At 38.1% G+C, this 25,019-nt stretch carries 21 protein-coding genes; 2 read left to right on the top strand and 19 right to left on the bottom strand.

Going from position 1 to position 25,019, the window contains the following annotated elements; all coding sequences use genetic code 11:
- The first annotated feature begins 356 nt into the window (after positions 1-356).
- Positions 357-2,870 (top strand): preprotein translocase subunit SecA, encoded by a 2,514-nt coding sequence (gene secA / locus ACN6MT_RS09295; RefSeq protein ID WP_419955665.1) that lies wholly within the window; start codon positions 357-359, stop codon positions 2,868-2,870.
- 321 nt (positions 2,871-3,191) lie between these two features.
- On the opposite strand, the gene ACN6MT_RS09290 is transcribed toward secA, so the two are convergent.
- The 9 genes from ACN6MT_RS09290 to ACN6MT_RS09250 form a co-directional block, all read right to left on the bottom strand.
- Positions 3,192-5,150, bottom strand: a complete 1,959-nt coding sequence (locus ACN6MT_RS09290) for an SEC-C metal-binding domain-containing protein (protein ID WP_419955664.1) — start codon at positions 5,148-5,150, stop codon at positions 3,192-3,194.
- 159 nt (positions 5,151-5,309) lie between these two features.
- On the bottom strand, positions 5,310-5,711 hold the full coding sequence (locus ACN6MT_RS09285) for a cytochrome-c oxidase (RefSeq protein WP_419955663.1): 402 nt from the start codon (positions 5,709-5,711) through the stop codon (positions 5,310-5,312).
- Positions 5,712-6,124: 413 nt separating this feature from the next.
- Complete coding sequence (locus ACN6MT_RS09280; RefSeq protein WP_419955662.1) at positions 6,125-6,967, bottom strand: DUF1028 domain-containing protein; 843 nt, start codon at positions 6,965-6,967, stop codon at positions 6,125-6,127.
- A gap of 161 nt (positions 6,968-7,128) precedes the next feature.
- Complete coding sequence (hpf, locus tag ACN6MT_RS09275) at positions 7,129-7,677, bottom strand: ribosome hibernation-promoting factor, HPF/YfiA family (protein WP_419955661.1); 549 nt, start codon at positions 7,675-7,677, stop codon at positions 7,129-7,131.
- A gap of 390 nt (positions 7,678-8,067) precedes the next feature.
- The gene (locus tag ACN6MT_RS09270) at positions 8,068-8,784 is read right to left on the bottom strand and encodes a ComF family protein (RefSeq protein WP_419955660.1); all 717 of its coding nucleotides are present in this window, start codon (positions 8,782-8,784) and stop codon (positions 8,068-8,070) included.
- Positions 8,784-10,268 (bottom strand): DEAD/DEAH box helicase, encoded by a 1,485-nt coding sequence (locus ACN6MT_RS09265; protein WP_419955659.1) that lies wholly within the window; start codon positions 10,266-10,268, stop codon positions 8,784-8,786. The genes ACN6MT_RS09270 and ACN6MT_RS09265 overlap by 1 nt, the downstream gene beginning before the upstream one ends.
- Positions 10,269-10,420: 152 nt before the next feature.
- Positions 10,421-11,260 (bottom strand): DegV family protein, encoded by an 840-nt coding sequence (locus tag ACN6MT_RS09260; RefSeq protein WP_419955658.1) that lies wholly within the window; start codon positions 11,258-11,260, stop codon positions 10,421-10,423.
- Positions 11,261-11,361: 101 nt separating this feature from the next.
- On the bottom strand, positions 11,362-12,042 hold the full coding sequence (locus ACN6MT_RS09255) for a response regulator (protein ID WP_157411733.1): 681 nt from the start codon (positions 12,040-12,042) through the stop codon (positions 11,362-11,364).
- Between the two features lie 46 nt (positions 12,043-12,088).
- The gene (locus ACN6MT_RS09250) at positions 12,089-13,234 is read right to left on the bottom strand and encodes a sensor histidine kinase (protein WP_419955657.1); all 1,146 of its coding nucleotides are present in this window, start codon (positions 13,232-13,234) and stop codon (positions 12,089-12,091) included.
- Positions 13,235-13,496: 262 nt separating this feature from the next.
- On the opposite strand from ACN6MT_RS09250, the gene ACN6MT_RS09245 reads away from it, so the two are divergent.
- Positions 13,497-14,132: a YigZ family protein gene (locus ACN6MT_RS09245; RefSeq protein ID WP_419955656.1), complete on the top strand. Its 636-nt coding sequence runs from the start codon at positions 13,497-13,499 to the stop codon at positions 14,130-14,132.
- 57 nt (positions 14,133-14,189) lie between these two features.
- Here the strand turns inward: ACN6MT_RS09245 and ACN6MT_RS09240 are convergent, their stop codons facing one another.
- From ACN6MT_RS09240 to ACN6MT_RS09195, 10 genes are all read right to left on the bottom strand, one after another.
- Complete coding sequence (locus ACN6MT_RS09240; RefSeq protein ID WP_419955655.1) at positions 14,190-15,254, bottom strand: glycosyltransferase family 4 protein; 1,065 nt, start codon at positions 15,252-15,254, stop codon at positions 14,190-14,192.
- A 476-nt stretch (positions 15,255-15,730) separates the two neighbouring features.
- On the bottom strand, positions 15,731-16,561 hold the full coding sequence (locus ACN6MT_RS09235) for an N-acetylmuramoyl-L-alanine amidase (protein ID WP_419955654.1): 831 nt from the start codon (positions 16,559-16,561) through the stop codon (positions 15,731-15,733).
- A gap of 110 nt (positions 16,562-16,671) precedes the next feature.
- Entirely contained in the window at positions 16,672-17,745 is a 1,074-nt protein-coding gene (locus tag ACN6MT_RS09230) for a glycosyltransferase family 4 protein (protein ID WP_063252003.1), read from the bottom strand.
- A gap of 375 nt (positions 17,746-18,120) precedes the next feature.
- On the bottom strand, positions 18,121-18,966 hold the full coding sequence (gene rfbD / locus ACN6MT_RS09225) for a dTDP-4-dehydrorhamnose reductase (protein ID WP_419955653.1): 846 nt from the start codon (positions 18,964-18,966) through the stop codon (positions 18,121-18,123).
- Positions 18,966-19,988 carry a dTDP-glucose 4,6-dehydratase gene (gene rfbB, locus ACN6MT_RS09220; RefSeq protein ID WP_419955652.1) on the bottom strand — a complete coding sequence of 341 codons (1,023 nt, stop codon included), beginning with the start codon at positions 19,986-19,988 and terminating at the stop codon, positions 18,966-18,968. The genes rfbD and rfbB overlap by 1 nt, the downstream gene beginning before the upstream one ends.
- 15 nt (positions 19,989-20,003) lie before the next feature.
- Positions 20,004-20,564, bottom strand: coding sequence for a dTDP-4-dehydrorhamnose 3,5-epimerase (gene rfbC, locus ACN6MT_RS09215; RefSeq protein ID WP_419955651.1), 561 nt, complete (start codon positions 20,562-20,564; stop codon positions 20,004-20,006).
- Positions 20,565-20,584: 20 nt separating this feature from the next.
- A complete protein-coding gene (gene rfbA / locus ACN6MT_RS09210; protein ID WP_419955650.1) occupies positions 20,585-21,457 on the bottom strand; it encodes a glucose-1-phosphate thymidylyltransferase RfbA in 873 nt (290 codons plus the stop codon).
- Between the two features lie 244 nt (positions 21,458-21,701).
- A complete protein-coding gene (locus ACN6MT_RS09205; protein WP_419955649.1) occupies positions 21,702-22,535 on the bottom strand; it encodes a glycosyltransferase in 834 nt (277 codons plus the stop codon).
- Positions 22,532-23,866 carry an O-antigen ligase family protein gene (locus ACN6MT_RS09200; protein ID WP_419955648.1) on the bottom strand — a complete coding sequence of 445 codons (1,335 nt, stop codon included), beginning with the start codon at positions 23,864-23,866 and terminating at the stop codon, positions 22,532-22,534. The genes ACN6MT_RS09205 and ACN6MT_RS09200 overlap by 4 nt, the downstream gene beginning before the upstream one ends.
- Positions 23,867-23,914: 48 nt before the next feature.
- Entirely contained in the window at positions 23,915-25,000 is a 1,086-nt protein-coding gene (locus ACN6MT_RS09195; RefSeq protein ID WP_419955647.1) for an acyltransferase family protein, read from the bottom strand.
- Positions 25,001-25,019: the final 19 nt, after the last annotated feature.

The following is a 25,019-nucleotide window of genomic DNA, read 5'->3' as shown; positions in this document are numbered from 1 at the left end:
AAATGTTGATAAGTAAGGTTTTATTTAACATTACAATCAAGTTGTAAACCTCCGCTTTGTTTTATATTTATTCAAAAATATGTATATTAATTTATCATTTACTCTCCTTTATCCAGAAACTTAAATTGAATTTGCATACAAAAATTTGACAAAATTGAAATAAGCAATTTTTAATTGAACGGTAGACCTCAAAGATTCACTATTGTAAATATGGCTAAAACGGTAACAATGTTGTCACTCTATTATGGAAGTGGTAAGATATAAAGGATATTTATCGATACTTTTGATAGGATTATTGGGAATATAAAGCGAATTTATTAAATATGAAAATCAGACATAAAGGAGCGTTTCATCATATGATGGGGATTTTAAATAAAGTATTTGACCTTAATAAACGCGAGCTGAAACGACTGGACAAAATGGCAAACCAAATTGATGCACTTGCCCAAGAAACAGAAAGATTAAGTGATGACCAGCTCCGTGAAAAAACAGAAGAGTTTAAGCTTCGCTATCAAAAAGGTGAAACACTTGACGATCTGCTAGTAGAGGCCTTTGCAGTGGTTCGTGAAGGAGCACGCAGGGTACTTGGATTATATCCATACCGTGTCCAATTAATGGGGGGAATTTCTCTCCATGAAGGAAATATTTCTGAGATGAAGACCGGGGAAGGTAAAACCTTAACTGCTACCATGCCTGTTTACTTAAATGCTATCTCTGGAAAAGGTGTTCATGTTATTACCGTCAACGAATACTTGGCTAGCCGTGACGCGAATGAAATGGGACAATTATATCAATTTCTGGGACTAACAGTTGGATTAAATTTAAACAGCATGTCGAAGGAAGAAAAACAAGAAGCATATGCCTGTGATATTACCTACGGTACAAACAATGAGTTTGGCTTCGATTATTTACGGGATAACATGGTCCTTTATAAGGAACAAAAAGTACAGCGTCCTCTGTTCTATGCAGTCATTGACGAAGTTGACTCGATCTTAATTGATGAAGCACGTACACCGTTAATTATCTCTGGTTCTGCTCAAAAGTCAGCTGTACTCTATATTCAAGCAAATGCATTTGTTCGAACACTGACAAAAGATCAAGATTTTACCTATGACGAAAAAACAAAAGGCGTCATGCTTACGGAAGATGGTATCAATAAAGCAGAACGGGCTTTTGGAATAGAAAATCTATTTGATATTTCACATGTAACCTTAAACCATCATATCAACCAAGCCTTGAAGGCAAATGTCAGCATGCACTTAGATGTTGATTATGTTGTTCAAGATGGTGAAATCATCATCGTTGACCAGTTTACGGGCCGCTTAATGAAAGGCCGTCGCTATAGTGAAGGTTTGCATCAGGCCATTGAAGCAAAAGAAGGGTTGGAAGTTCAAAACGAAAGCATGACCATGGCTACGATCACCTTCCAAAACTACTTCCGTATGTATGAAAAGCTAGCAGGTATGACTGGTACGGCGAAAACGGAAGAGGAAGAATTCCGTAACATTTATAATATGAACGTTGTTGTGATTCCTACCAATAGACCCATTGCCCGTGACGACCGCCCAGACTTAATTTATGCTTCCATGGACGGCAAGTTCCGTGCCGTTGTTGAGGATATCGCTGAGCGCAATAAAAAGGGACAGCCAGTACTTGTGGGTACAGTGGCCATTGAAACATCTGAGCTTATTTCTAAATATTTATTAAAAAAAGGAATCAAACATAATGTCTTAAACGCCAAAAACCATGAGCGTGAAGCGGAAATTATTGCTGAAGCCGGTCATAAAGGTTCTGTAACAATTGCAACAAACATGGCAGGACGTGGTACAGACATCAAACTTGGTGAAGGTGTTATTGAGTTAGGAGGTCTTGCGGTAATCGGTACAGAGCGTCATGAAAGCCGAAGGATCGATAACCAGCTTCGTGGACGTTCCGGTCGTCAAGGAGACCCTGGGGTGACTCAGTTCTACTTATCAATGGAAGATGAACTAATGCGCCGCTTCGGTTCTGACAACATGAAAGCCATGATGGAACGCCTTGGAATGGATGATACACAGCCTATTCAAAGTAAAATGGTTTCAAGAGCAGTTGAATCTGCACAAAAACGTGTAGAGGGCAATAACTTCGACGCTCGTAAACAGCTTTTACAATATGATGACGTTCTTCGTCAACAGCGAGAAATTATCTATACACAGCGTGACGAAGTGTTAGAATCTGAAAACCTGCGTGAAATTGTTGAAAAAATGATTCTCTCAACCATCCAGCGAAATGTTGAAGCACATGCGAATAAGCATGAGGATGAAGAAGAATGGAACCTTCAGGGTATTATCGATTACGTAAATGCTAACCTGCTTCATGAAGGTGACATTACTGTCGAACAATTAAAAGGGAAAGATCCTGAGGAAATGACAGAAGCGATTTACGCAAAGGTGAAAGAACGTTACGACGAAAAAGAACAAATCCTTTCACCAGAGCAAATGCGCGAATTCGAAAAAGTTGTTACTCTTCGTGCTGTTGATAGCAAGTGGATTGACCATATTGACCAAATGGATCAGCTTCGCCAGGGTATACACCTCCGTGCTTACGGACAAATTGACCCTCTTCGTGAATACCAGCATGAAGGCTTCGCAATGTTTGAGGCAATGGTTCTCTCTATTGAAGAAGAAGCTTCCATGTATATTATGAAAGCGGAAATCCGTAACAACCTTGAGCGCCAAGAGGTTGCAAAAGGACAGGCTGTGAATCCGAAGGAAGACGGAGAAGCTGTTAAAAAGAAACCAAAAGTAAACCAAATGGACATCGGACGAAATGATCCATGCTACTGCGGAAGTGGAAAGAAATATAAAAACTGCCATGGTGCAGGCAAATAAAATTAGAGGGTCGGCATAAACTGCCGGCCCTTTATTTTACTAAGTATATGTTCTCTTAATCTGTGAGGGATTGGATTCCCTTTATTGGCGAAAAAGCTGATGAAGGGAATCAAAGATGGTTTTTGATTTCCTTCACTAGTGGAAATTCTATTAAGCGGTAACCAAAGGTTGGTTTGGATTCCCTTTCGGTGTGAAATTGTTGCTCATCGGGCATCAAAGGTGATCTTTGATTCCCTTTAATGGTGAAATTGTTGCGGTGCGGGAACCAAAGATGGTCAAGATGAACCGGTATTAAAAAATCGAGAGAATCACCTCTCGATTTTAATGTTTATTTATCCACTTTTGTAATCCCTCTATCTTCTTCCATAAGTGAAGATGATTGTCTGCATAGATAATCGCCTCGTTTTCGTCACCCCAGCCATAAAGTTCCGGTAAATACATAGGCAGTTGTTTTTTTCCTGTGAGATACCTAATAACATATTGGTTTACTTTTTTTGCTGCCTTCAACAGTCTCGCGGCTTTTTCACTAAACCCGTTTCTCACTAATTCGAGTAAAAGTTTGTTGTATACGCCATGTGCGGTTTCTTCTTCGTACTGTTTCAACAACTTTTCTGCTTTAAATAAATTACCTGTTTCCAAATAAACAGGAAACAGTACATATCGTATACCTTGATTATCGTTTGGATTCAGTTCAAGAAGTTCTTCGTATTCGTTTATAGCAACCATCTCATATCCTAATTCCAATGCCGTATCGGCATAAATGGCTTTCGCACGCATATATGGCCTTGTTTCAAGTGCCCCCCAAAAATATCCTTTGTTTTCTTTAAAGAAGGCTTTCCCGAGCTCCTTTTTCCCAATTTCCATTCCTTTTTTAGCTAGCCTCATAGCTTCCTCTTCATCTGACGCGGCTTCCGCAAGAATCACATAGGCGTCAACACAGTTGGGGTCTAATCTTAGCGCATCTTCTGCAAGCTTATAGCGTCGTGAACCCTGGGTTTCCATCGCCTCGTATATTAACTGTTGTGCTTGTCCTTTTTTTGACGTGGTTGCTTTTTTAGGGACTGGGTTACTAAGCTTTTTGTTTAAATAGTCATTTATTTCTTCAATTGTAGTAAAATCCTGTTCTTGAATTCCCGCCAATGCTTCCTGCATTATTTGTTCCGTCGGCATTGGTCCATTGTTCCTGTTAAATGGGATTGTCTGTAATGGGTCATACTTCTCATTTTCAACTTCATACGAAATTTCAATCATTCTTTTTATATCTTCCTCTAATTCATCATCCATTTCAATATATGTAGAGGAAAGGGACCCTACTGGCACACTATATAACTTAGCGATTTCCTTTTGAGTCATCGGTGAAACCATATCGTTAAACAAAGTCATTAAATAGTGAAGAGAAGCTGCATATAGATTTGGCTTTTTAATCTTTTTCTGCTTTCGCTGGCAAAATTGAAACCAAAGAATGATTCCGATATCTACAGTTGACGGCATTTCTCCAAGTGACTCCATACTTTTCATAAACAGCTCCGCCACCTCTTTATAAACCGGCGACTGCCATTCCATATTATTAATGTCTACCACACCGCGAATCCTAGTGAGCCCAACCATTATCTCCATAAAGAAGTCTTTTAAAAATTCCTGTGAAGACTCATAGTCAGCTGTAAAACCTTTTTGTTTTATATAGTCCGTCGCCTGATCAACAGGTAAATCTGGCAGCTCAAACGGTGCTGGGAAAAACACATACTTTTCACCAAAAGGAAGCAGGAATCCAATAAAAAATAACCCTGTTTGAAACGATTTATGTATATCAGTCGCAGTTACCTCAAATTTCTGAGATGATAGACCATCCACTACTGTAAGCAAATGATTATCAATGTGAGTAATCTCTCCGGCAATCGCTCTAGCTTCAGTCCAAGATTGAAGAATCTGTTTCAATTTCGGTCGTTTAAGTCTCCCAACCTCTGCAGTAATAAATTTTTCGAGTATGGTGTCCCCGTCTTCCAGGGCATGAAACAATGAAAACCAAATGGTGTAAACAAATTCGTAAAACTGGCGCTCCTCCTCTTCAATATCAAAGTAATCCTGATATTCTTCAAAACCTTTATAGACGTCCTCTTCAAAATTATTAAGAGCAAAATGAAGCAATTTCTTCTGCAAATCATCCATTTCATTTTCAAGAACATGTGTGATCGACACAGCTTCCTTTGCCCCACAGCACTTTTTATATTTCTTCCCGCTCCCGCATGGACAAGGTTCGTTCCGGCCAGCCGCTTCAGCCATCAACATTCACCCTCACTTCCTCTATGTATCTAATTATTATCCATTCAATAGTACCATTTTTGACAGATTAGTATCGAATATACTTTTAAGTCATTTTTAGAATAAATAACTTGAATATAAAAAAGCACACATGATAGACAATCATGTGTGCAAGAATGTTTATAGCGATACGTTTTTATCAGAATCGTAATTTGAGTCTTTTCCAACATATTTAAATACATTGACCATAAATAAGATAACGCCAATTACCACTGCCAATGAACCAATGATGGTTGGTAAAAGAGCTGCGGAAACACCTAATATTTGGAGCGCAATCCCTCCTAGCATTACAGGAACCCCAATATTGTGTAACCAGAATTGTATTTTAGCAAGCTTTGAATTTGCCGCATTTGGATAAAAGTGATAAATAATTCCGAACAATGCCATGGTTACCCAGCCTAGTAAATTAACATGTGCGTGAACAGATGTGAATCGAAAATCATGAATAATTCCCATAATAAGACCGGCCAGCACCCCAATGGTAAAATAAACACTTGCCACTTTTAAATAAGTTTTTCCCACTTTGTACCTACCCCCTTAGATTTAAAATCTAGAACTATTATACTATATTTCAACAAAATAACAATATTACCATTATTTAAATAGTGTTATTGAAATATAGGCTCTGTGAAAATTAAATGTTTATTTTTTTGTGTTTGGAAAATAAGCGGAGAATTTTCGTTTAAATTGGGGAATAGCGCTAATACCTTAAAATAAGCGAAGTTTTTTCGCTTAAGTATCCAAATCCTTTGATTTTGACTTATTTAAAGCAGTTAACCGGAATATCTCCGCTTATATCTGCCTCTTTGCTTCCTTTATATACAATAGCCGGAATTTCTCCGCATATTAATTCTCACCCCTTCACGAAAATCACCAATAAATAAAAACAGAGCCAAAATAAAACCTCCTAAAGTGAATTAGGAGGAGAAAAGGTTTTATGATTTTTTCATAAACTCAAGAACTTCTAAATCAATCAACCCTGAACGCTGTTCTCTCATTTCAAAGTTTTCTGTATGAATATAGGCTGTTAGGGCCTTGAAAATCTCCTTATCGCTTGGTGATTCATTGTTTAAATAGGACAACCCATTCAAATGATGAATTAACTCATTTTTGATTTCTCCTTCAATCACAGCGATTCGCTCAGGCTTTGATGGTGCAAAATACAATTGCTGAAGCTGATAAATTCGTATTAACTCTTTAATTGGGTCTTGATGATCATCTACCCTTAAATCAATATAACGGTCATTAAAGCCTCCATAACCGCCTTTATCTTTCACTATATACAGTGCAGCAGACTGCTTTCCTCTGCTGTCTCCTCCCGCTTCCTGCCCAGCATCTAATGCAGCCAGGAGTCTTTCTGCAAGTGGTCCATCGGTTTCAGTAAATACTAGTGCCATGGCTTGTACTGTTTTATCATCCACTAAAATATTCCCTTGGGCTGCAAAGTGGGTGCCTGTCACCCCGCCAGCCCAATCGTAACACTCTTTTCCTGTAAATGTCGCTGGGTTTCCAGAAGCGTCAATCAGCCCAACCTGACGCATCTCTTTTTCTGGGTCATCCGCTAACAACAGTTCAAGCGTTTCCTGGGCAGATTTTCCTTGCCCCATTAATTCAAGGGCTTTTGGACCATAAGACGTGTTGGCATAAGATTGAGTAGCTACTGCCCCAGCACCCGCCTTTGCCCAAGGAACCACCGCACCTACACCTAAAAATTTAGATTGAACGGCGATTCCCCATTCTTTTTCGATTGGATCAAAGCCTACGATTGAAAACGTCATTAGTAAAGCCTCCTGTAATAAGCAAAATTTTTTTATAGTCCAGCATAGTATTGTGCTAATTCCGTCATGGCACTGTAAATTCTAATTATATAAAAAGTTAGAATAATAGGACATCAAAAAAACGCAGCTCCAATTGCTCGGAACTGCGCCTATGGATCTAATTAGTGTGTTTCAATTAAGCCGTAACGGCCATCTTTACGCTTATAAACTACGTTTGTACGGTTAGTCTCAGAATTGTTGAATACATAGAAGCTGTGTCCTAATAGATTCATTTGAAGAATCGCTTCTTCACTATCCATTGGCTTTAGATCAAAGCGCTTAGTACGAACAAGCTCTAAATCTTCTTCATCGTGATCTACAGCTTCAGTATTTTCAGAAGTTGCAAATGTAATCGGGAAATCACCTTTTTCACGGAATTTACGATTTACCTTTGTTTTATGCTTGCGAATTTGTCGCTCAAGCTTATCTGAGATTAGGTCAATGCCTGCATACATATCTACATTTGTTTCTTCTGCTCGAAGAACTAAATTTGGAAGCGGGATGGTAACCTCTACTTTTGATGTTTTATCTTGATTGAATCGTAAATTCACATTTACCTTTGCTTCAGGTGCCTCTGTGAAATATCGTTCCAATTTGGAAATTTTCTTTTCAACGTAATCTCTAATTGCTGGAGTTACCTCAATGTTTTCACCACGAACGTTATAATTCATTTGTGGATTCCTCCTTTATATTCCTATGTATTACATTTCTATTTTACCCTTTGATTATCCTGCTAAATCAGAATTAAAATTTTGTCGAAATTTTGACAAAAACACTGGGAAAATAGTGACAACCAATCTACAACAGATATATACCCTTTTTTAGAGATCCTACACCTTTAGTCTATTATGATCAGGGACAATTTACCACTTTTATGACTTAGAAAAAGTGCCGCCGGCTTAAAGGACTGTTTTAAAAAAGTAGTTTAACACTAGGGGATGAACGGCTTTTCTAATTATATGTACAAAAATGGACTTTATCCGTCTTATAATTTAGGCCGTTTACTTGGGAATGACATGGAAAATGCACAAAAATCCTTAGGGCTGAAGTATTAATAATGGTCATCGTGCGAGTGTTAAGGATTGAACTCTTTTCGCTCCCGATTCTTTTAACAGTTTTGCGGCATGCCTAAGCGTTGAACCGGTAGTATAAATATCATCTACGAGCAGAATATGTTTTCCTATTAATTCAATTTGTTCCACGACTTCAAAAACCTGTGGAATATGAATCCGTTCTGACCGTGATTTTTTCGATTGTTTTTCAGAATGGATTCGGGTTAGAGACATGTTTGGGGTTAAACCTGACTCAATTAACAGTGCTGCTGCTTGATTAAATCCCCGCTCATAAAGCCGCTCATTACTTAATGGGATAGGTACAATTAAGTCGGGCTGTATCTTTGTATAGAAATCCTTTATTTTTTCAGCGAAAATTAACGCCAATACATAGTCACCGCGGAATTTAAAGGCAGCCATGACCTCCTTAAAGAAATCGTTATATAGATAGATGGAGTGATTGGAATCAAGGTATCCCGTCCAATCGTCTTCCTCCTCCCAGCGTTTACAGTCATAACACATATCACCATGACGAAACCTTTCATCTAGAAATTGAAACGGACGGCTGCATAGCTTGCATTGTTCTCCTTTAATCATTTCAAATTTTCCTTCGCAGGTAGAACATATAATTAGTTCTTTTTCTACTGAAAAAATAGTCTTCCATCCCATTTCAGGCTGGATTATTTCATGGCAAATTAGACATCGAGCTTGAGTGAATAGTTTCATTAATCGATTAGCCCCCTTCTCACTCCTTCTTGATTCATTGTTTGAATTTGTCTTCTCGCTTTTAGCATTGCCTCCGTTTTACCATAATGAAAGAATGTTACGACTCCATTGGGGAAATCTTTACTCCTTCCTGCCCTTCCTGCAATTTGAACAAGTGCGCTTTCAGTAAATATGTCATCTTCCGCACCGACAACAGCCACATCGATGTTGGGAAATGTTACACCCCGTTCTAAAATCGTTGTTGTTAGTAATAAAGGAATCTCTTTGTTTCTCATTTTTTGAACTTTATCTTTACGGTCGGGATCCTCAGCGTGAACGGCTTCAATCTCGGGGACTAATGTTCGAAGGATGGGGAGGGCTTTTTCCATTAAGGCAATGTGTGGGAAAAACAATAAAGCTTGCTTTTTATTCTCTAGCCGATCCTTTATCCAAGTGAGAATAATTGCAGGCAGCTTCTCTTTTTTCAATTGCTTTTGCCAATTTCCGCACCACTTAAAACCTGGCATAGGAAGTGGATGACGGTGAAATCTGGCTGGGATGGTGACAAAAGCTCTTTTTCCCGTTCGGCATTCTCTTTGCCATCTTTCATTGGGTGTGGCCGTTAGATAAATCATGGCTGATTCTGGCTTTCTTGCCTGTATAGCAGCATACTGGAGAGATTCCTCAGCTGTATAAGGGAAGGCATCTACCTCATCCAATATAATCGTATCGAAAGCGTGGTAAAAACGCATCAGCTGATGTGTAGTGGCGATCGTAAGCGGGGCATACAGGTGGCGGTCCTCACTTCCTCCATATAAGGAAGCAACACTAATTCTAGGAAAGGCTGCTTTCAGCCTCGGTGTAAGCTCTAGGACTACATCTGTACGTGGCGTTGCTATACAGACTCTCTTTTTGGCAGCAAGCGCAGATTCAATTCCAGCAAAAAGAACCTCGGTTTTTCCAGCTCCACAAACCGCCCATACCAGAAGCTCAGACATGTTCCGCACTGTCTCTACTACCCTATTCGAAGCGGTTTGCTGCCCCGGCGATAACTGCCCTTTCCACCCAAGAATAGTTTCAGGCAAATGGTGCTCTGGAGCGGGGCCGTTCCAGCCAAGTAAAGGAGTACAAGCACTGATTCTTCCCATCATCAGACATTTACGGCAATATACGCATAACTCTCCGCATCTGGCACATGGAAAATGCGCAAACCAATTCTCTTCTTTGTTACCGCATCGAGAACAACTTGGTTGATTCCTTCTATATTCAATGCCGCTTCGATAAGTAATATAGCCATTTTCATAATGTTCTTGGATATCTTTAATAGGGAATGGCAGGTCTTCCAGCAAAAGCTGTTTGCCTGTAAGAAGCTTCTGGAGATTAGGGTTGTAGGCATAATCAGGGTTTAATGCCGGCTGTGGAATGGTTCGGATTTGGGAGATGGGAAGTGAGTTTTTATTATCTTTAAGGGGAGTTATAAAATTGTCTCTTATAAGAAAACGCACGAAAGCAGCACCCTTTCTTTTGTATTAAAATTTGCTATTAAAAAAATTCAACAAGAGCTTTCAAAATACCTGCCTTTTTTCAAATAATATCACTATTAAAAATAGCTCATACACAATTGATAAGCCAGGCTTTAGCCCGGCTTCAACATCCATTATTTTCTCATCCACCCTAGACCCATGGCACCTTCTCCTAGATGTGTTCCGATCACCGGGCCAAAGTAGCTTATCGTGAATTCAACGTTTGGATACAAGGTTTCAAGCTCTGACTTCCAGTCTAGTGCTTCTTCTTCACGGTTAGCATGAATCACCGCAGCTTGATAGGGCTCGCCGCCTGCAGCGTCTTCTCCCAACAGGTCAACAATTCGCTTCATTGCCTTTTTTCGGGTACGGATTTTCTCATATGGGACAATCACCTTGTTCTCAAAATGAAGAAGAGGCTTCACTTGAAGCAGACTTCCAATAATCGCCTGCGCGCTGGAAAGACGTCCGCCACGCTGTAAGTGGGACAAGTCATCTGCCATAAAATAGGCACGTGCGGTTTTTTTCAATTCCATTAGACGGGACATAATGTTAGCTGCGTCCTCACCATTTAAAGCCATTTTTGCAGCTTCAATTGCATATAGTCCCTGTGGCATACAGCTTATCTCCGAATCAAACGGATAGACCTTAATATGTTCTACCATTGTACTTGCCGTGACAGCTCCAGCAAAAGTCCCACTGATTCCACTGGAAAGGTGGATGCTGATGACAGCATCATACTCTTTAGATAATTGTTCAAACAGTTCGACAAACTGTCCGATTGGAGGCTGAGAGGTGGTTGGAAGTTCCTTCTCTTTTACCTGTTGATAGAACTGTTCTGCCGTAATATCCACTTCTTCCTGATACGCCTCATTACTGAAAATAACATTTAACGGGATCATGTGAATATTCCATTTATCTCTTAATTCTTTGGGTATGTAAGCAGTACTATCCGTAACAACTGCTGTTTTCATATTGGAACCATCCTTAAATATATGTTTTGTTCTATTCTATCTAAAAATTAATGAAAAACATAGAGGGCACGCCCAATTCGAGTGCGTGCCCTCTAAATAAATTATCGAACTTCAACCCAGCCGTTTTTAATGGCTACTACAACCGCTTGCGTACGGTCGTTGACGTTCATTTTTTGTAATATATTACTCACATGATTTTTTACCGTTTTTTCACTGATAAATAATGCTTCCCCAATTCCGCGGTTACTCTTACCATCAGCCAGCATTTGTAGTACTTCGCATTCGCGGCGCGTTAACAGGTGCAGCGGACGTCTTAATTCAAGCGTTTGAACAAAAGCACCCCCGCCAGTACGTCCCGCAGTCAACTTACGGTATTCGTTTACTAAATTATGAGTTACCTTTGGATGTAAGTAGCAGCCGCCTTCAGCCACAACCTTGACAGCCTCAATAAGAGCGTCTGCGTCCATTTCCTTAAGCAAATAGCCTCTAGCTCCAGTTTGCAGCGCATGGGTCACATAGTTCTCATCGTCATGAATGGATAAGATGATAATCTTGGTGTCTGGGAATTTTTCAGATAGCTCACGTGTAGCTTCGATTCCATTCATGTTAGGCATATTTATATCCATAATCACTACATCAGGATTATAGGCATTAACAATCGTCACCGCGTCACTTCCGTCATCACCTTCGGCAACAACCTGGAATGCTTTTTCAAACTCTAGAATTCGTTTAACCCCTTCTCTGAATAGCTGATGGTCATCGATAATCGCAATCTTCGTCATCATTTATTTCCCCTCCTGCTCCAATATAAATGCATTTTATTTTCGTTTATGATGGTAATGGCACGACAATAAAAACAGCCGTTCCTTTTCCTATTTTAGATTCAAACGTTATGTTTCCTTCAAGAAGCTCTACTCGTTCTCTCATTCCAATGATTCCAAATGACTCCGGCTTTTTTTGATTGGTATCAAATCCAGAACCATTATCCTTAATTAGAACGGTTAATTCATTTCTGGTCATTTCCAGTCTTACTTTTATTTCACAAGCATCGGCATGCTTTAATGCATTTTGCACCGATTCTTGAATCAATCGGAATAGACCGACTTCATACTTGGTTGGAAGTCTGCGTTCTATACCAATCGGAATAAACTCAATTTTAGACTTGTTATGATACTCTTCGATGGTTTGTAAATATTTTCTGAGGGTAGGCACTAGGCCTAAATCATCAAGGGCCATCGGACGAAGGTCATAAATAATTCTCCGGACCTCATAGAGTGCAGCACGAACCATTTTTTTAAAGCTTCCAATCTCTTTAAAAGCTTCCTCTGGCCCTTGCTCCCGATAAACACGATCTACTAAATCAGATCTCATTATAACATTTGCAAGCATTTGCGCAGGACCATCGTGGATATCTCTAGAAAGTCGTTTTCTCTCTTCTTCTTGGGCTTCGATAATTTTCAAGCCAAAATCCTGTTTGGCTTTTGCATTCTGTAATTCTTCACCCATAAGTTTTAAGTCGCTCATGAGGTAATTCATGACCACCGATATTTGTGAGATAAGCTGGTCGGCACGATCAATTGTTTCGTCCAATCCCAGCAGCCTGCGCTCGAGGTCCGCTCGTTTATCTAATAGTTGTTTTTTATACTGCCAATTGATAGACAAATCCATTTGCAGCTGATGTGCTTTCTCGTAAGCTTCCCTCACCTCAGCTTCGGTGTATGCTTTAAAATTCATACTAAGCTCTGATAAGGTTAATCTCGCCTTTAGTACCAGTTCTTCTAGACGATCCTCTTCAGCATTCAATTTCACCATCATTTCTTGAATGGTGCGTAATTCAGTTGTCATATTCTCGTAGTCTTTTCGGCATTGCTCACTTATTTGAAAGATATCACTTTTACTGCTCGTGACCGTTTCAATCATCTCTTCACGGATTTCATCAATCGATTTCACATTAATCTTCTGAATTTTCGCCATGCTCTCCTCCAGAGACCTTTTTTCTAGTTTAACGCTAATTGTAAGATTTTACTATCTCTAAGCATTAAACCAAAAAATTTCCCAACTGTGTATAGTTCCTAAGTAGTATAATGGTTAATAGCAAAACTACTATTTTAAGAAAATTGATTTTCACTATTTGAACATTATATATTATAACACGGGAAAATTATTTCTATATTAAAGTTATATTACACCCGTGTCTTTTTTATTATATTGTAACAAAATGTTGGGGGGAGAAACCATGCTATCTCGGTATCTAACAGTTAGGAAAGAAGTTTCCGAGCATGAAATAGTTATTCAAAAATCACGTTTTATTGCCCATATTAAGAGAGTAGAAAATGAAGGGGAAGCGCAAGAATTTATCCAAATCCTAAAGAAAAAATACTGGGACGCCAATCATAATTGTTCAGCTTATTTGATAGGTGAAAATGACCAAATTCAAAAAGCGAATGATGACGGTGAACCCAGTGGCACTGCTGGCGTTCCGATTCTTGAAGTGCTGAAAAAAAAGAAACTGAAAGATACAGTGGTTGTAATTACCCGTTACTTTGGGGGGATTAAACTAGGTGCCGGCGGATTAATTCGCGCCTATGGAAAGGCTACTTCAGAGGGTCTGGAAACAGCTGGTATCGTTGAAAGAAGACTTGTTCAAGTTGTTCATGTGAAGATTGATTATACTTGGCTTGGGAAGGTTGAAAAAGAACTCCGGGAGTCAGAATATATCATAAAGGAAATTCATTACCTTGACATTGTTGAAGTGGAAGTTTATGTGAATGAAGACCAAGTGAGTACGTTTTTTGAATGGTTAACAGAACTTACAAATGGACAGGCAGGTCTTACAAAAGGCGAAACAGATTATTTGGAAGTTTTACTCTAGAAAAAAGTGACTGACTCAAATGCCACAGATTGTGCCATTTTGAGTCAGTCACTTTTTTTAGGATCGGTCTTTTACCGTCGTAATCCCAAACATACGTAAAATCTTTAGTAATGGATGAAAGTTATTCCCCATTAAACCAATCTTTTCAGCAATAAACTCCATTAATAAAATGAGCAGGCAGATTAAGAAAATGGAGACGCCGATTCTTGCTTGTGAATAAATAACAGCAACTAACCCAAAGAAGGCTGCCATCGCATAAATTAATAACACAGTTTGCCTGTGAGAGTAACCCAGTCTTAACAGACAGTGGTGCAAATGTGATTTATCAGGTGCAGATAACGGCTGTTTATTAATAATTCTTCGCATAATGGCAAAAAAAGTATCTGATATAGGAACACCGAGTATAATTACCGGAATGATAAAGGAAATAAACGTTACGTTTTTATATCCTAACAAGGAGAGAACTGAAATGATAAATCCTAAAAACATTGCCCCTGTATCACCCATAAAAATACTCGCAGGATGGAAGTTATAGAAGAGGAAGCCTAATGTACCCATTAAGACGATCGTACCGACTGCAACTACATACAAATTCCCTTGGATAAGCGCCATCCATGAAATTGTCACCAAGGCGATAGAGGACACGCCAGCTGCTAGTCCATCTAAGCCATCAATTAAGTTAATAGCATTTGTAATTCCGACAATCCAAAGAATGGTAAAGGGAATACTTAAGTAACCAAGCTCCAACTGTCCTCCAAAAGGGAGATTGACGAAAAAAACCTGCAGGTCACCTAAGAAAACCACTGTAAAAGCAGCTGCTAATTGACCAATTAACTTATACTTTGCTGAAAGCTCCAATAAATCATCAAGAATTCCTGTAATAACTATAATCGTGCTACCAATTAGTATAGATATGGAAGCTGGGTTTATGGGTTTAAAAATCATGATCCCCATAATAAAACTAATAAAAATAGCTAAACCGCCCAGCCTTGGCATGGTGGACTGATGAACCTTTCGCTGATTTGGCTTGTCCGTAGCTCCTATAAACAAAGCTAACTTTTTTATAAGTGGAGTAATAAGAATGGCTATGATAAAACAAACTATCAAGGTAAAAAAAAGCATTGTGAACCTCCTCGATAGTATCATATCCATAAAAGTAATTTCGAAAACGGGGATTGTGAAGTAAAATATAGCCAAATCAATTTTTTAAATAATTTAGGCTGTGTTAATGGTTATGGTTGATTTTATTAATTTTGAGAGTGTCAAATAGACGGAGGAATTCCGCTAAATTAATAATTTTCATGAAAAAGAGCTCAAATAAACGGAGAGATTCCGCCTATTGGCTTGAAAATTTAAAAAATGAGAGGTTTTTCTATACATAACCGGAAAACTTCCGCTTATCCATCCCCAAACAGGCTCCGTTCTGCATTTATCCGGAAATTCTCCGCTTATTTTACTTAGGCTGGTTTCTGGAGCGTCTGGAGCGCCGATAAACAGCATGATATAACACAGCCATAATTTAAAAAAAGTCTAAAACTATGTTTAGACTCGGTGTTTACCTATGAACTTTTATTCTGTCAGCTTGACTGCTTTCTAACCTATTGTCTCCACTCAGCGGCTTGTTCTCGAGTCAGTATCCTCATATTGCTATCAAATTTTGAGATTGAGGCGGTGGCTTCTTGGTAATTTGCCATACCCGTATCAAATGGACCGACTAAAAAAATAATGGAACCATCTGTTCCCCGCTTTGTATCATAATTATGTCCCGACTTCAATAGATAATTATGCATGTCTAACAAGGCTGGACCCGCATAACCACCAGTATCTATATAACGAATTACGTTTGTCGGCTGGTTTACCACTTGATTCTTTTTCTTTAAATTGAACTTTGTCACAATCGCGTCTACAATAGCTCGGCCTACTGTAGCACGGTATTCGTTTGTTTTCATTAACGCTAATTCTTCGGGATTTGTCATAAATCCGCCCTCAATCAGAAGACTATCCGCATTTGTTGTGCGTAAGATTTGAAAATCTGCCTCCTTAAGGCCACGGTTTCTGCGATTCGTACGGTTAACTACATAGTTATGAATATGCAGGGCAATATCGCGATTAAGTGCTGAAGCAGACGGATGAACGTATGTTTCAATTCCATTTGCTGATGGAGCGGCAGCATTGCCGTGTACGGAGATATGGAGGTGTGAACCCCATTGATTTACGCGATTAGCCCGTTCGGACAACGGTACATCTACTCTGCCGGAAGGGTCGTCTACACGTAATTGTTCGACATTTTCGTAATGTGACAGAGCTTCCATGGCATAGTCAACCACACCATCGTTAAAGTCCCATTCATACATGGAGTTGTCAAGCGCACGTTTACCTGGTGTAACACCAAAGCCAGCATGTCCTGCATCCCAAGAAATTTTTAACATTACTAATCCTCTCCTTTAGTTATAATAAATGAGAAAATGTTCTTCTTGGTGCAGGTCTGCAAGAGAAATAGAAAAAGCCTAAAACAATGTTTTAGACTTTTTTAAACGAATTATCTATTTTTCACATTAATTGGTCTGAGCCCTTTGATAAACTTTAACAGCGGCTTATAGTCTTCACGTACAAGCCCTATACTCTCAACAACCAATTCTATAGTAATTAATAACGCCAGTATCACAATGATAGAACCCCAAACGGTTGATTGTGAAAAAATAAACGCAGCTAAACCAAACAGCGCAGCCATCGCATAAATTAATAAAACCGTTTGACGATGTGTAAATCCTATTTTCAACAAGCAGTGATGAAGATGTGATTTATCTGGTGCCGATAATGGCTGTTTGTTAACAAGACGGCGAATAATCGCAAAGAATGTATCAGAAATTGGAACGCCAAGAATAATAACAGGAATAATCAATGAAATAAATGTAATATTCTTATAACCAAGCAAAGAAAGTACAGCAATCATATATCCTAAGAACAGAGCACCAGTATCTCCCATAAAAATCTTTGCAGGATGAAAGTTGTAAAAAAGGAATCCAATCGTACTAGCTGCCACTATAAGAGCCATAATGGTAACATATTGGTTACCCATTATCATGGACATTCCTGCGATAGAAAATAATCCAATCGTCGATACTCCACCTGCTAAACCATCTAAACCGTCAATAAGATTAATTGCATTTGTAATTCCAATAATCCAAATCATAGTGATTGGAATGCTTAAATAACCAAAATCAATAATACCACCAAAAGGCAGGTTGATAAATTCTACCTTCAAACCGCCATAGATTACAACAACTGCAGCAGCAGCTACTTGGCCAAGCAGTTTTATTTTTGGAGAAATTTCCTTCACATCGTCTACCATCCCAGTTAGGATAATAATGAAACTTCCGATAATAATGGACCAATGAAATTCTCCATACATTAAATAATTGGGTTTACTAATGAGTGTTCCAATAATAAAGCTAAGAAATATCGCTAATCCTCCAAGTCGAGGCATAATACGTGAGTGGACTTTCCTTTGATTTGGTTTATCCGTTGCTCCTATTTTAAATGCTAATTTCTTTACTAGCGGTGTAAGTAGTATGGACGCAAAAAAACAGGTAGCTAGAGTAATATAAAGCATATGCCCCTCCATGTTATACGTATCTATATTTTTATTACTTTAATAGTTTAATTAATGTCACCGATTTACTTATCCTAATGGATTATAGCATAGTCCTTTATAGAAATAAACTAGGTTATACGACAATTTACCGCACTTTAATAAGATTGAAAGATAAATGAAAATAGAATAATACTTGTGTAATAGGAATGAAATTGAATTCTTTGTTTAGTAGTACCATTCACATTTTGACAAATTGCTACATTAAATTTATTCTCTTTCAATGTCTTAGACGGTTATCGATTTATTAAGGTTACATAAATTTATATTTCCACAAAATATTTTTTCAAAACCTAAAAACCCCTTTCTTTATGAAAGGGGCAAATCTAAGGCAGACTATGCGTTAGACTCCTTTAAATAGGCAGCAAGTGCTTCTTTCCAATCCCGTAGAGGGTTCAGACCCTCCTGTTCAATCCTTTTCTTACTTAAGACTGAATAGTTAGGTCGTGCTGCAGGACGCGGGAACTGATCACTCGTTAACGGATTGACCGTTACATTCAATTCCGCCTGTTTAAATATTTCTACCGCAAATTCATACCAAGAACAAATACCGCTGTTAGTTGCATGGTATACTCCATATTTATCGGTTTCCATTAATTCAACCATGAATTGTGCAAGGTCGACTGTATAGGTTGGGGAACCAACCTGATCATGTACCACACCGACTTCTCCACGTTCTTTGCCAAGACGAAGCATTGTTTTAACAAAGTTATTTCCATGGATACCGAACACCCAAGCCGTACGAACGATAAAAAATTCATCCAATTGCTTTTGTAAAAGCTGTTCACCAGCAAGCTTGGTTCGTCCATAAGCACCAAGTGGTTTTGTTGGCTCATCCACCTCGTAGGGTTCATTTGCACTGCCATCAAAAACATAATCCGTGCTCACATAGAGCATTTTCGCTCCATTAAGCTTGGCTGCCTTTGCCAAATATTCCGTACCAGCAGCATTGACTGCGTAAGCTGCATCTTCATTTTCTTCTGCAGCGTCTACATTTGTGTAGGCTGCACAGTGAAGAATCACATCAGGCTTTACCTCACTGATATAAGCCATAACGTCCTCTTCAATCGTAATATCTAATTGCTGGCGATCTAACCCATAGGCTTGGTGGTTCTTCCGCTCTAACTCTAAAAGAACGTCCTTGCCCAGCTGACCCGCAGCACCTGTTACAACAACCTTCATTATTCTACCCCTAATCTGTCGCCATACTGAGATTTCACATAATCTTGGTATTCACCAGAGATAATGTTTTCCCACCACTCACGATTATTCAAATACCAATTAATGGTTTGTTCAATTCCGGTATCGAAGTTATATTTCGGCGACCAGCCAAGCTCAGTACGAAGCTTTGTTGCATCAATCGCATAACGACGGTCGTGGCCAGGTCTATCTGTAACGAACTTCATTAGAGACTCTGGCTTGTTTAAATGCTTAAGGATAGTTTTTACGATTTCAATGTTTGTACGTTCATTATTGCCGCCGACATTGTACACTTCACCATTACGTCCTTTGTGAAGAACAAGATCAATTGCTTGGCAATGGTCTTCAACATGAAGCCAATCACGAATGTTCAACCCATCTCCATAAATCGGCAGTTCCTTATCATGTAGTGCATTAATGATCATTAAAGGAATAAGCTTCTCAGGGAAGTGGAAAGGACCATAGTTATTTGAGCAACGTGTAATATTCACAGGAAGACCAAACGTTTCATGATAAGCACGAACAAGTAAGTCCGCACCTGCTTTACTTGCACTATACGGACTGTTTGCTGCTAAAGGTGTCTCTTCAGTGAAATAACCTGTTTCACCTAATGTTCCATAAACCTCATCTGTTGAAACTTGAAGATATTTTGTAACACCAAATGTTTTAGCCGCATCCAAAAGTGCCAATGTTCCTTGAATATTTGTCTGAACAAAGATTCCAGGATCCGTAATGCTGCGGTCAACATGGGATTCTGCTGCAAAATTCAACACATAGTCGAACTTTTCTTCTTGAAAAAGACCATTAATAAATTCACGGTCTGCAATGTCACCACGAACAAATTTATAGTTGGATGCATTTTCAATATCTTTAAGGTTTTCAAGATTTCCCGCATATGTTAATAAATCAAGGTTAACTATTTTGTACTCAGGATATTTATTTACCATATAACGGACAAAGTTGCTGCCAATAAAGCCAGCTCCGCCTGTAACTAATAATTTCATATTTGCTTTTGCCTCCTATTTCTCGTACACAAAATTTAAATGAGTAGCTTCACGTAACGTTGGGTGCTTCGTATCTTTATCAGAAAGTACCGGATTACTAGCCGGCCAATCAATACCTAATTCAGGGTCATTCCAAAGAATACCGCCATCATGCTCAGGAGAATAATATTCGTCTACCTTGTAAGCAACCGTAGTATCTGGAACAAGTGTGCAAAAGCCGTGAGCAAATCCCTTTGGAACGACAAGCTGACGCTTATTATACTCGCTTAAAATGACTCCCACCCATTGTCCATATGTAGGAGAACCTTTACGGATATCAACCGCAACATCATAGATGGCTCCCGTCACGCAGCGTACCACCTTTGTTTGCGCCTTTGGATTTAATTGAAAATGAAGGCCTCTAAGTGTTCCAACAGCCGCAGATAACGATTGATTATCTTGAACAAAATCATAATGTAAGCCTAATGATTCAAATAACTCTTTATTATAACTTTCCATAAAGTACCCGCGGTGGTCCCCAAAAACTTTGGGTTCTAAAATTTTTAAATCAGGTATTTTTGTATCAATAATATTCATGTTCGTACCTCGCTTATCGATTATCTTCCTTGGTTTGCAACTTTAATTAAGTATTGGCCATATTGATTTTTCTTAAGTGGTTCTGCCAGCTCTATTAATTTCTCTTTTGAAATATAGCCCATTTTGTAAGCAATCTCTTCTAGGCAGGCAATTTTTAATGATTGTCTCTTCTCAACCGTTTCAATAAATTGTGAAGCTTCAAGCAAGGATGCATGTGTACCAGTATCTAACCAGGCATAACCACGTCCAAGTAGTTCGACATTAAGCTCGCCCATCTCTAGATAAGCTTTATTAATGTCTGTAATCTCTAATTCGCCTCGAGGCGACGGTTTAATACTTTTTGCAATATTGACAACACGATTATCATAAAAATAGAGGCCCGTGACTGCATAATTGGATTTCGGCAATTCCGGTTTTTCCTCAATGGAAACGGCTTTTCCACTTTCATCAAATTCTACTACACCAAAACGTTCTGGATCGTTAACGTAATAACCGAATACAGTGGCGCCAGTTTCACGTGCAGCAGCCCTTTTTAATAGTTCTGTTAATCCATGTCCATAAAAAATGTTATCACCAAGGACAAGTGCCACATTATCGTCTCCGATGAACTCATCACCTAAAATAAAGGCTTGAGCCAAACCGCCGGGATGCGGCTGAATTTTGTATGTAAAGTTCATGCCTAAATCAGAGCCATCACCTAAGATTTGTTCGAATCTTTCTGTATCCTCTGGTGTTGAAATAATTAAAATATCCTTGATACCTGCTAACATTAAAACAGATAGTGGATAATAGATCATAGGTTTGTCATATACAGGTAATAATTGCTTTGAAACAACTTTTGTTAAAGGATATAGTCTGGTCCCGCTGCCGCCAGCTAGAATAATTCCTTTCATGTAAACCCCTCCTAGAATATACATTTATTATCTACAAAAACTGACAAGTTTTCCATTCCCCATTATAAAGAAGGTTGTGACAAAAAGACAATCATTAACATGATTGTAAGAAAAACGTTACATTTTTAATTTACTTTAAGCTCGATTACAATGTTTTTTTAAATATTCCCGAAATTTCAGCGATTTATGTTGGCACTGCAAAAAGGTATCTTTTTTAAAGATACCAAACTTCATTTCACACTCACTAAGAAAAAATCCCTTTTAAGGTACACATAGCTATCTTCTTATTTTTAACCGTAACCATTTGTTTAAGAAAACGTTTTGCCAACTGCCTTCTATAAGATGGCCACAGTTCTTTCTTATAGTGCAGGTAAAAATTCTTTTCGGAGTCCAAAATACTTCGATAACGGTCTAATGAAACTCTAGAATAATCCATGACTGATAACTCATGCTCTAAAGTAGCATCCATCAGCCATACTTTACGACCTTTATGATAGATTTCAAAAAAGAGCCAATGGTCCAAATAATCAAGTGGAAAGTCTTTATTAAAACCATTTATTTCATTTAAAAAATTTATCGTTATTAATGTGCCAGAATTAATAGCCATGACCGGCTTCTCCTGAAGACCAGGAACAGGACGAGCCTCTTTTAGCGGTCGAAGAGAATCACTGACAACAGGAGAAATCATTATGTTCTCACTATTAATTTTCGGGATAACGGCTACAACCTCACTAGGCATATCAAGATGATTAAAAACAGAATGTAAATAACCAACTGTTATTTCTGTATCATGGTCTAGCAATAAGAGCCAGGTACTTCCATTTTGTTTTGCAACGGACCAGGCAAAATTATACGCTGTGGCAATTCCTAAGTTACGTGGATCATGATGGTAGCTAATATGTATCCCCTCGTAGTTGAGGGGATTAAAATCGTGCTTAGATGGACTATTATCATATAAAAGCAGCTTTATTTCTTGATTAGATTGGTTATTTTTAGACAGAGCTTGCATTAATGTTTGAAACGTTTTACTTGCCTCTGGTTTAAGTTTATATAAAACAATAACCATAGTTATTTTCATCGGATATCCTCACTTGCCCTTAATTCTTTCTTTGCTTGTGATACGATTAGCATGACAAGAAAGAAACTAATTCCAATAGGATTGTTTATAAATGGATTAATGTTTGTTAACAACAATATTCCCATAAAGGCAGCCACGAGTGATATGTCTAAAGTTGTAAGTTGTTTTCCACTTTTGTAGGCACTATAGTAATTAAAGAAAACGATTAGAAATAAATATCCCCAAATAGCTAACCCAATAATTCCCTGCTCCAATAAAATGTCAAGAAAACTCATTTCAAGCCCATCTGTTCTACCTGCCACTTCTGATCCATAGCCCATTCCAAAGATTAGATTCTTAGGAATCACAAGAATATCTTTAGAAGCAACAATGAATTCCATACGAGCGTTTACACTAACATCATCCACTTCTTTAGGTTGTTCGATTGCATTGTTATTTTGTTCAACAGGAGCCGTTTCAAATCGTTCAAGCGTCATATATTGAAACATAAATGGAACTGCTACCAACACCAATATCGATAGTGTAAACTTTTTAATAAATTGATTAGTTTGAACCAATTTTTTTAGCTTGTTTGATAATCCCTTAATCGGATCAACAATAATTTTAACATCTAACGCTATAATCATAATTACACTCAGCATGAATGCCAGTAAGAATCCCCGTGTTTCTGACCAAAGTACTGAAATAGAAGCTAGAATAACAATCGCAATATCCAATCTTTGATATTTTTTATTCAACACATTATTCAATGAAAGAATAAGACCAATTAAAACAAATAAATGACTCTTATAAAAGACACTGTTGCTGGGACGAAAAAATAAATCATCATTCATGATTGTGTTCATGAATACATAGAAAGGATAAAAATTGGCAGCAAAAACAGTTTTCCCCAACAAGTCAACAGTAATGGTAAAGATAGCAACTGCAAGGGCACTGTACTTTAATATCTGAATAATTCGACCAAAAGTAAATCGCTCATTCGCAATGTAGTAAGCTAATGGAAAATACAATGCAAAGTATGAAACTCTTAAGAAATCCATAACTATGATGGATAGCGGATTGCCGTTAAGATAACCAATTAATGCACTGGCTGCGAACCATACTAAAAGCGCATAAATCCCAATGGATACAGGATTAAATCGAAAAAACGTATTTATATTTTTATCAAAAAATGCCTTCTCCTTCACAATCCGAAAAACAAAAGTGAAAATTAGCAGTAAGAATAGAACTTGTCGGATTGATAAAACGCCAAAGTCAATTAGACGTCCCCCACCGCCGACAAATACCTCAATAAAAAAGATGGTTAGTAATATTTTTTCAAATTTATTCATGGTGCCTCCCGGAGCAATTACGTATTCCAATCATAAAAATGCTATTTTTCAGTTAGCATTTGAATTAATAGAATTTTCTACGTAAATTTTCTTTTTCTGGAAAATAGCTTTAATAGAAAGTTTTTTATATTTTAATGCTTGTTTTTCAACCAAATACCAAGAAAGAATCGCAAATAGTAAGGTAACAGGGAAGGACAATAAGAAATTTTCGAATGGCGTTAACTGATTGTTGAACGCTTGTGTCATGATTTGCTGAATAGGAAAGGCATAAATATAGATACCATAAGAAAAATCACCATATTTACCAAAGTTATGAAACTTAACTTTCGAAGCGAAAGCTAAATAAAAAATGAGATAGGTTCCTACTATAGAAAGTGAATATTCAAAGTAGCCGTTCCTAGCAGTTAAAATTAATATGATGAAGGACGCTGCTGCCATCATGCCATTTAATTTTATTTCTTTCCTAAAAAGATAAAACACCATCCCAGCACTAAAATATCGAAATAAATCTGTATAGAACCCGCCCCTGCCTAACCAATAAAGACCAGTAGCAAGGATAAAACCAATCAATACGATTCTTTTGTCAAGCAGTCTTGTTACACCAAGGACGGCCACCACAAAATAAAAGAAAAACTCATACCATAATGTCCATAAAGAACCATTTACTGCTGAAGGCCAACTATTATTTGGGAATAATCCTGGCAGGTCATATTGCATCCAGTACAATGTGATCGTTTTTAAATAATCATAGGTTTCACGGTTTGTGAAGTAGTCTTTTAAGTTTAAATTAGTAAGTATTGGTCCAAGTAAAAATATTGACAATAGTACACAGAAGATGAGACCAGGAAAGATTCTCAAGCTTCTTGCTTTGAAATAGTTAATCGGATTTTTAGAACGATCGAAACTTTGTGTAATTAGAAATCCACTGATGACAAAGAAAATGGCAACTGCTAGTTCACCGAAAGTCATTTCTCCATTGGTCATAATCGCAAACGGTTCAGAACCATTATTACCTGTTGTTAAAGGGTAGGCGTGTGAAAATAAAACCAAGGATGCTGCAAAAAAACGTATAATATCTAAATTATTCTTTTTATTAGTAATGAAGTGTTCAATCGTATTACCTTTTAGAAGCACTATGCATCCCACCTATTAA

Source organism: Neobacillus niacini (assembly GCF_048572935.1).
GTDB lineage: Bacteria > Bacillota > Bacilli > Bacillales > Cytobacillaceae > Neobacillus > Neobacillus niacini.
Note: the sequence above shows the minus strand (reverse complement) of the source record. Positions and strands in the feature narration are given on the sequence as shown.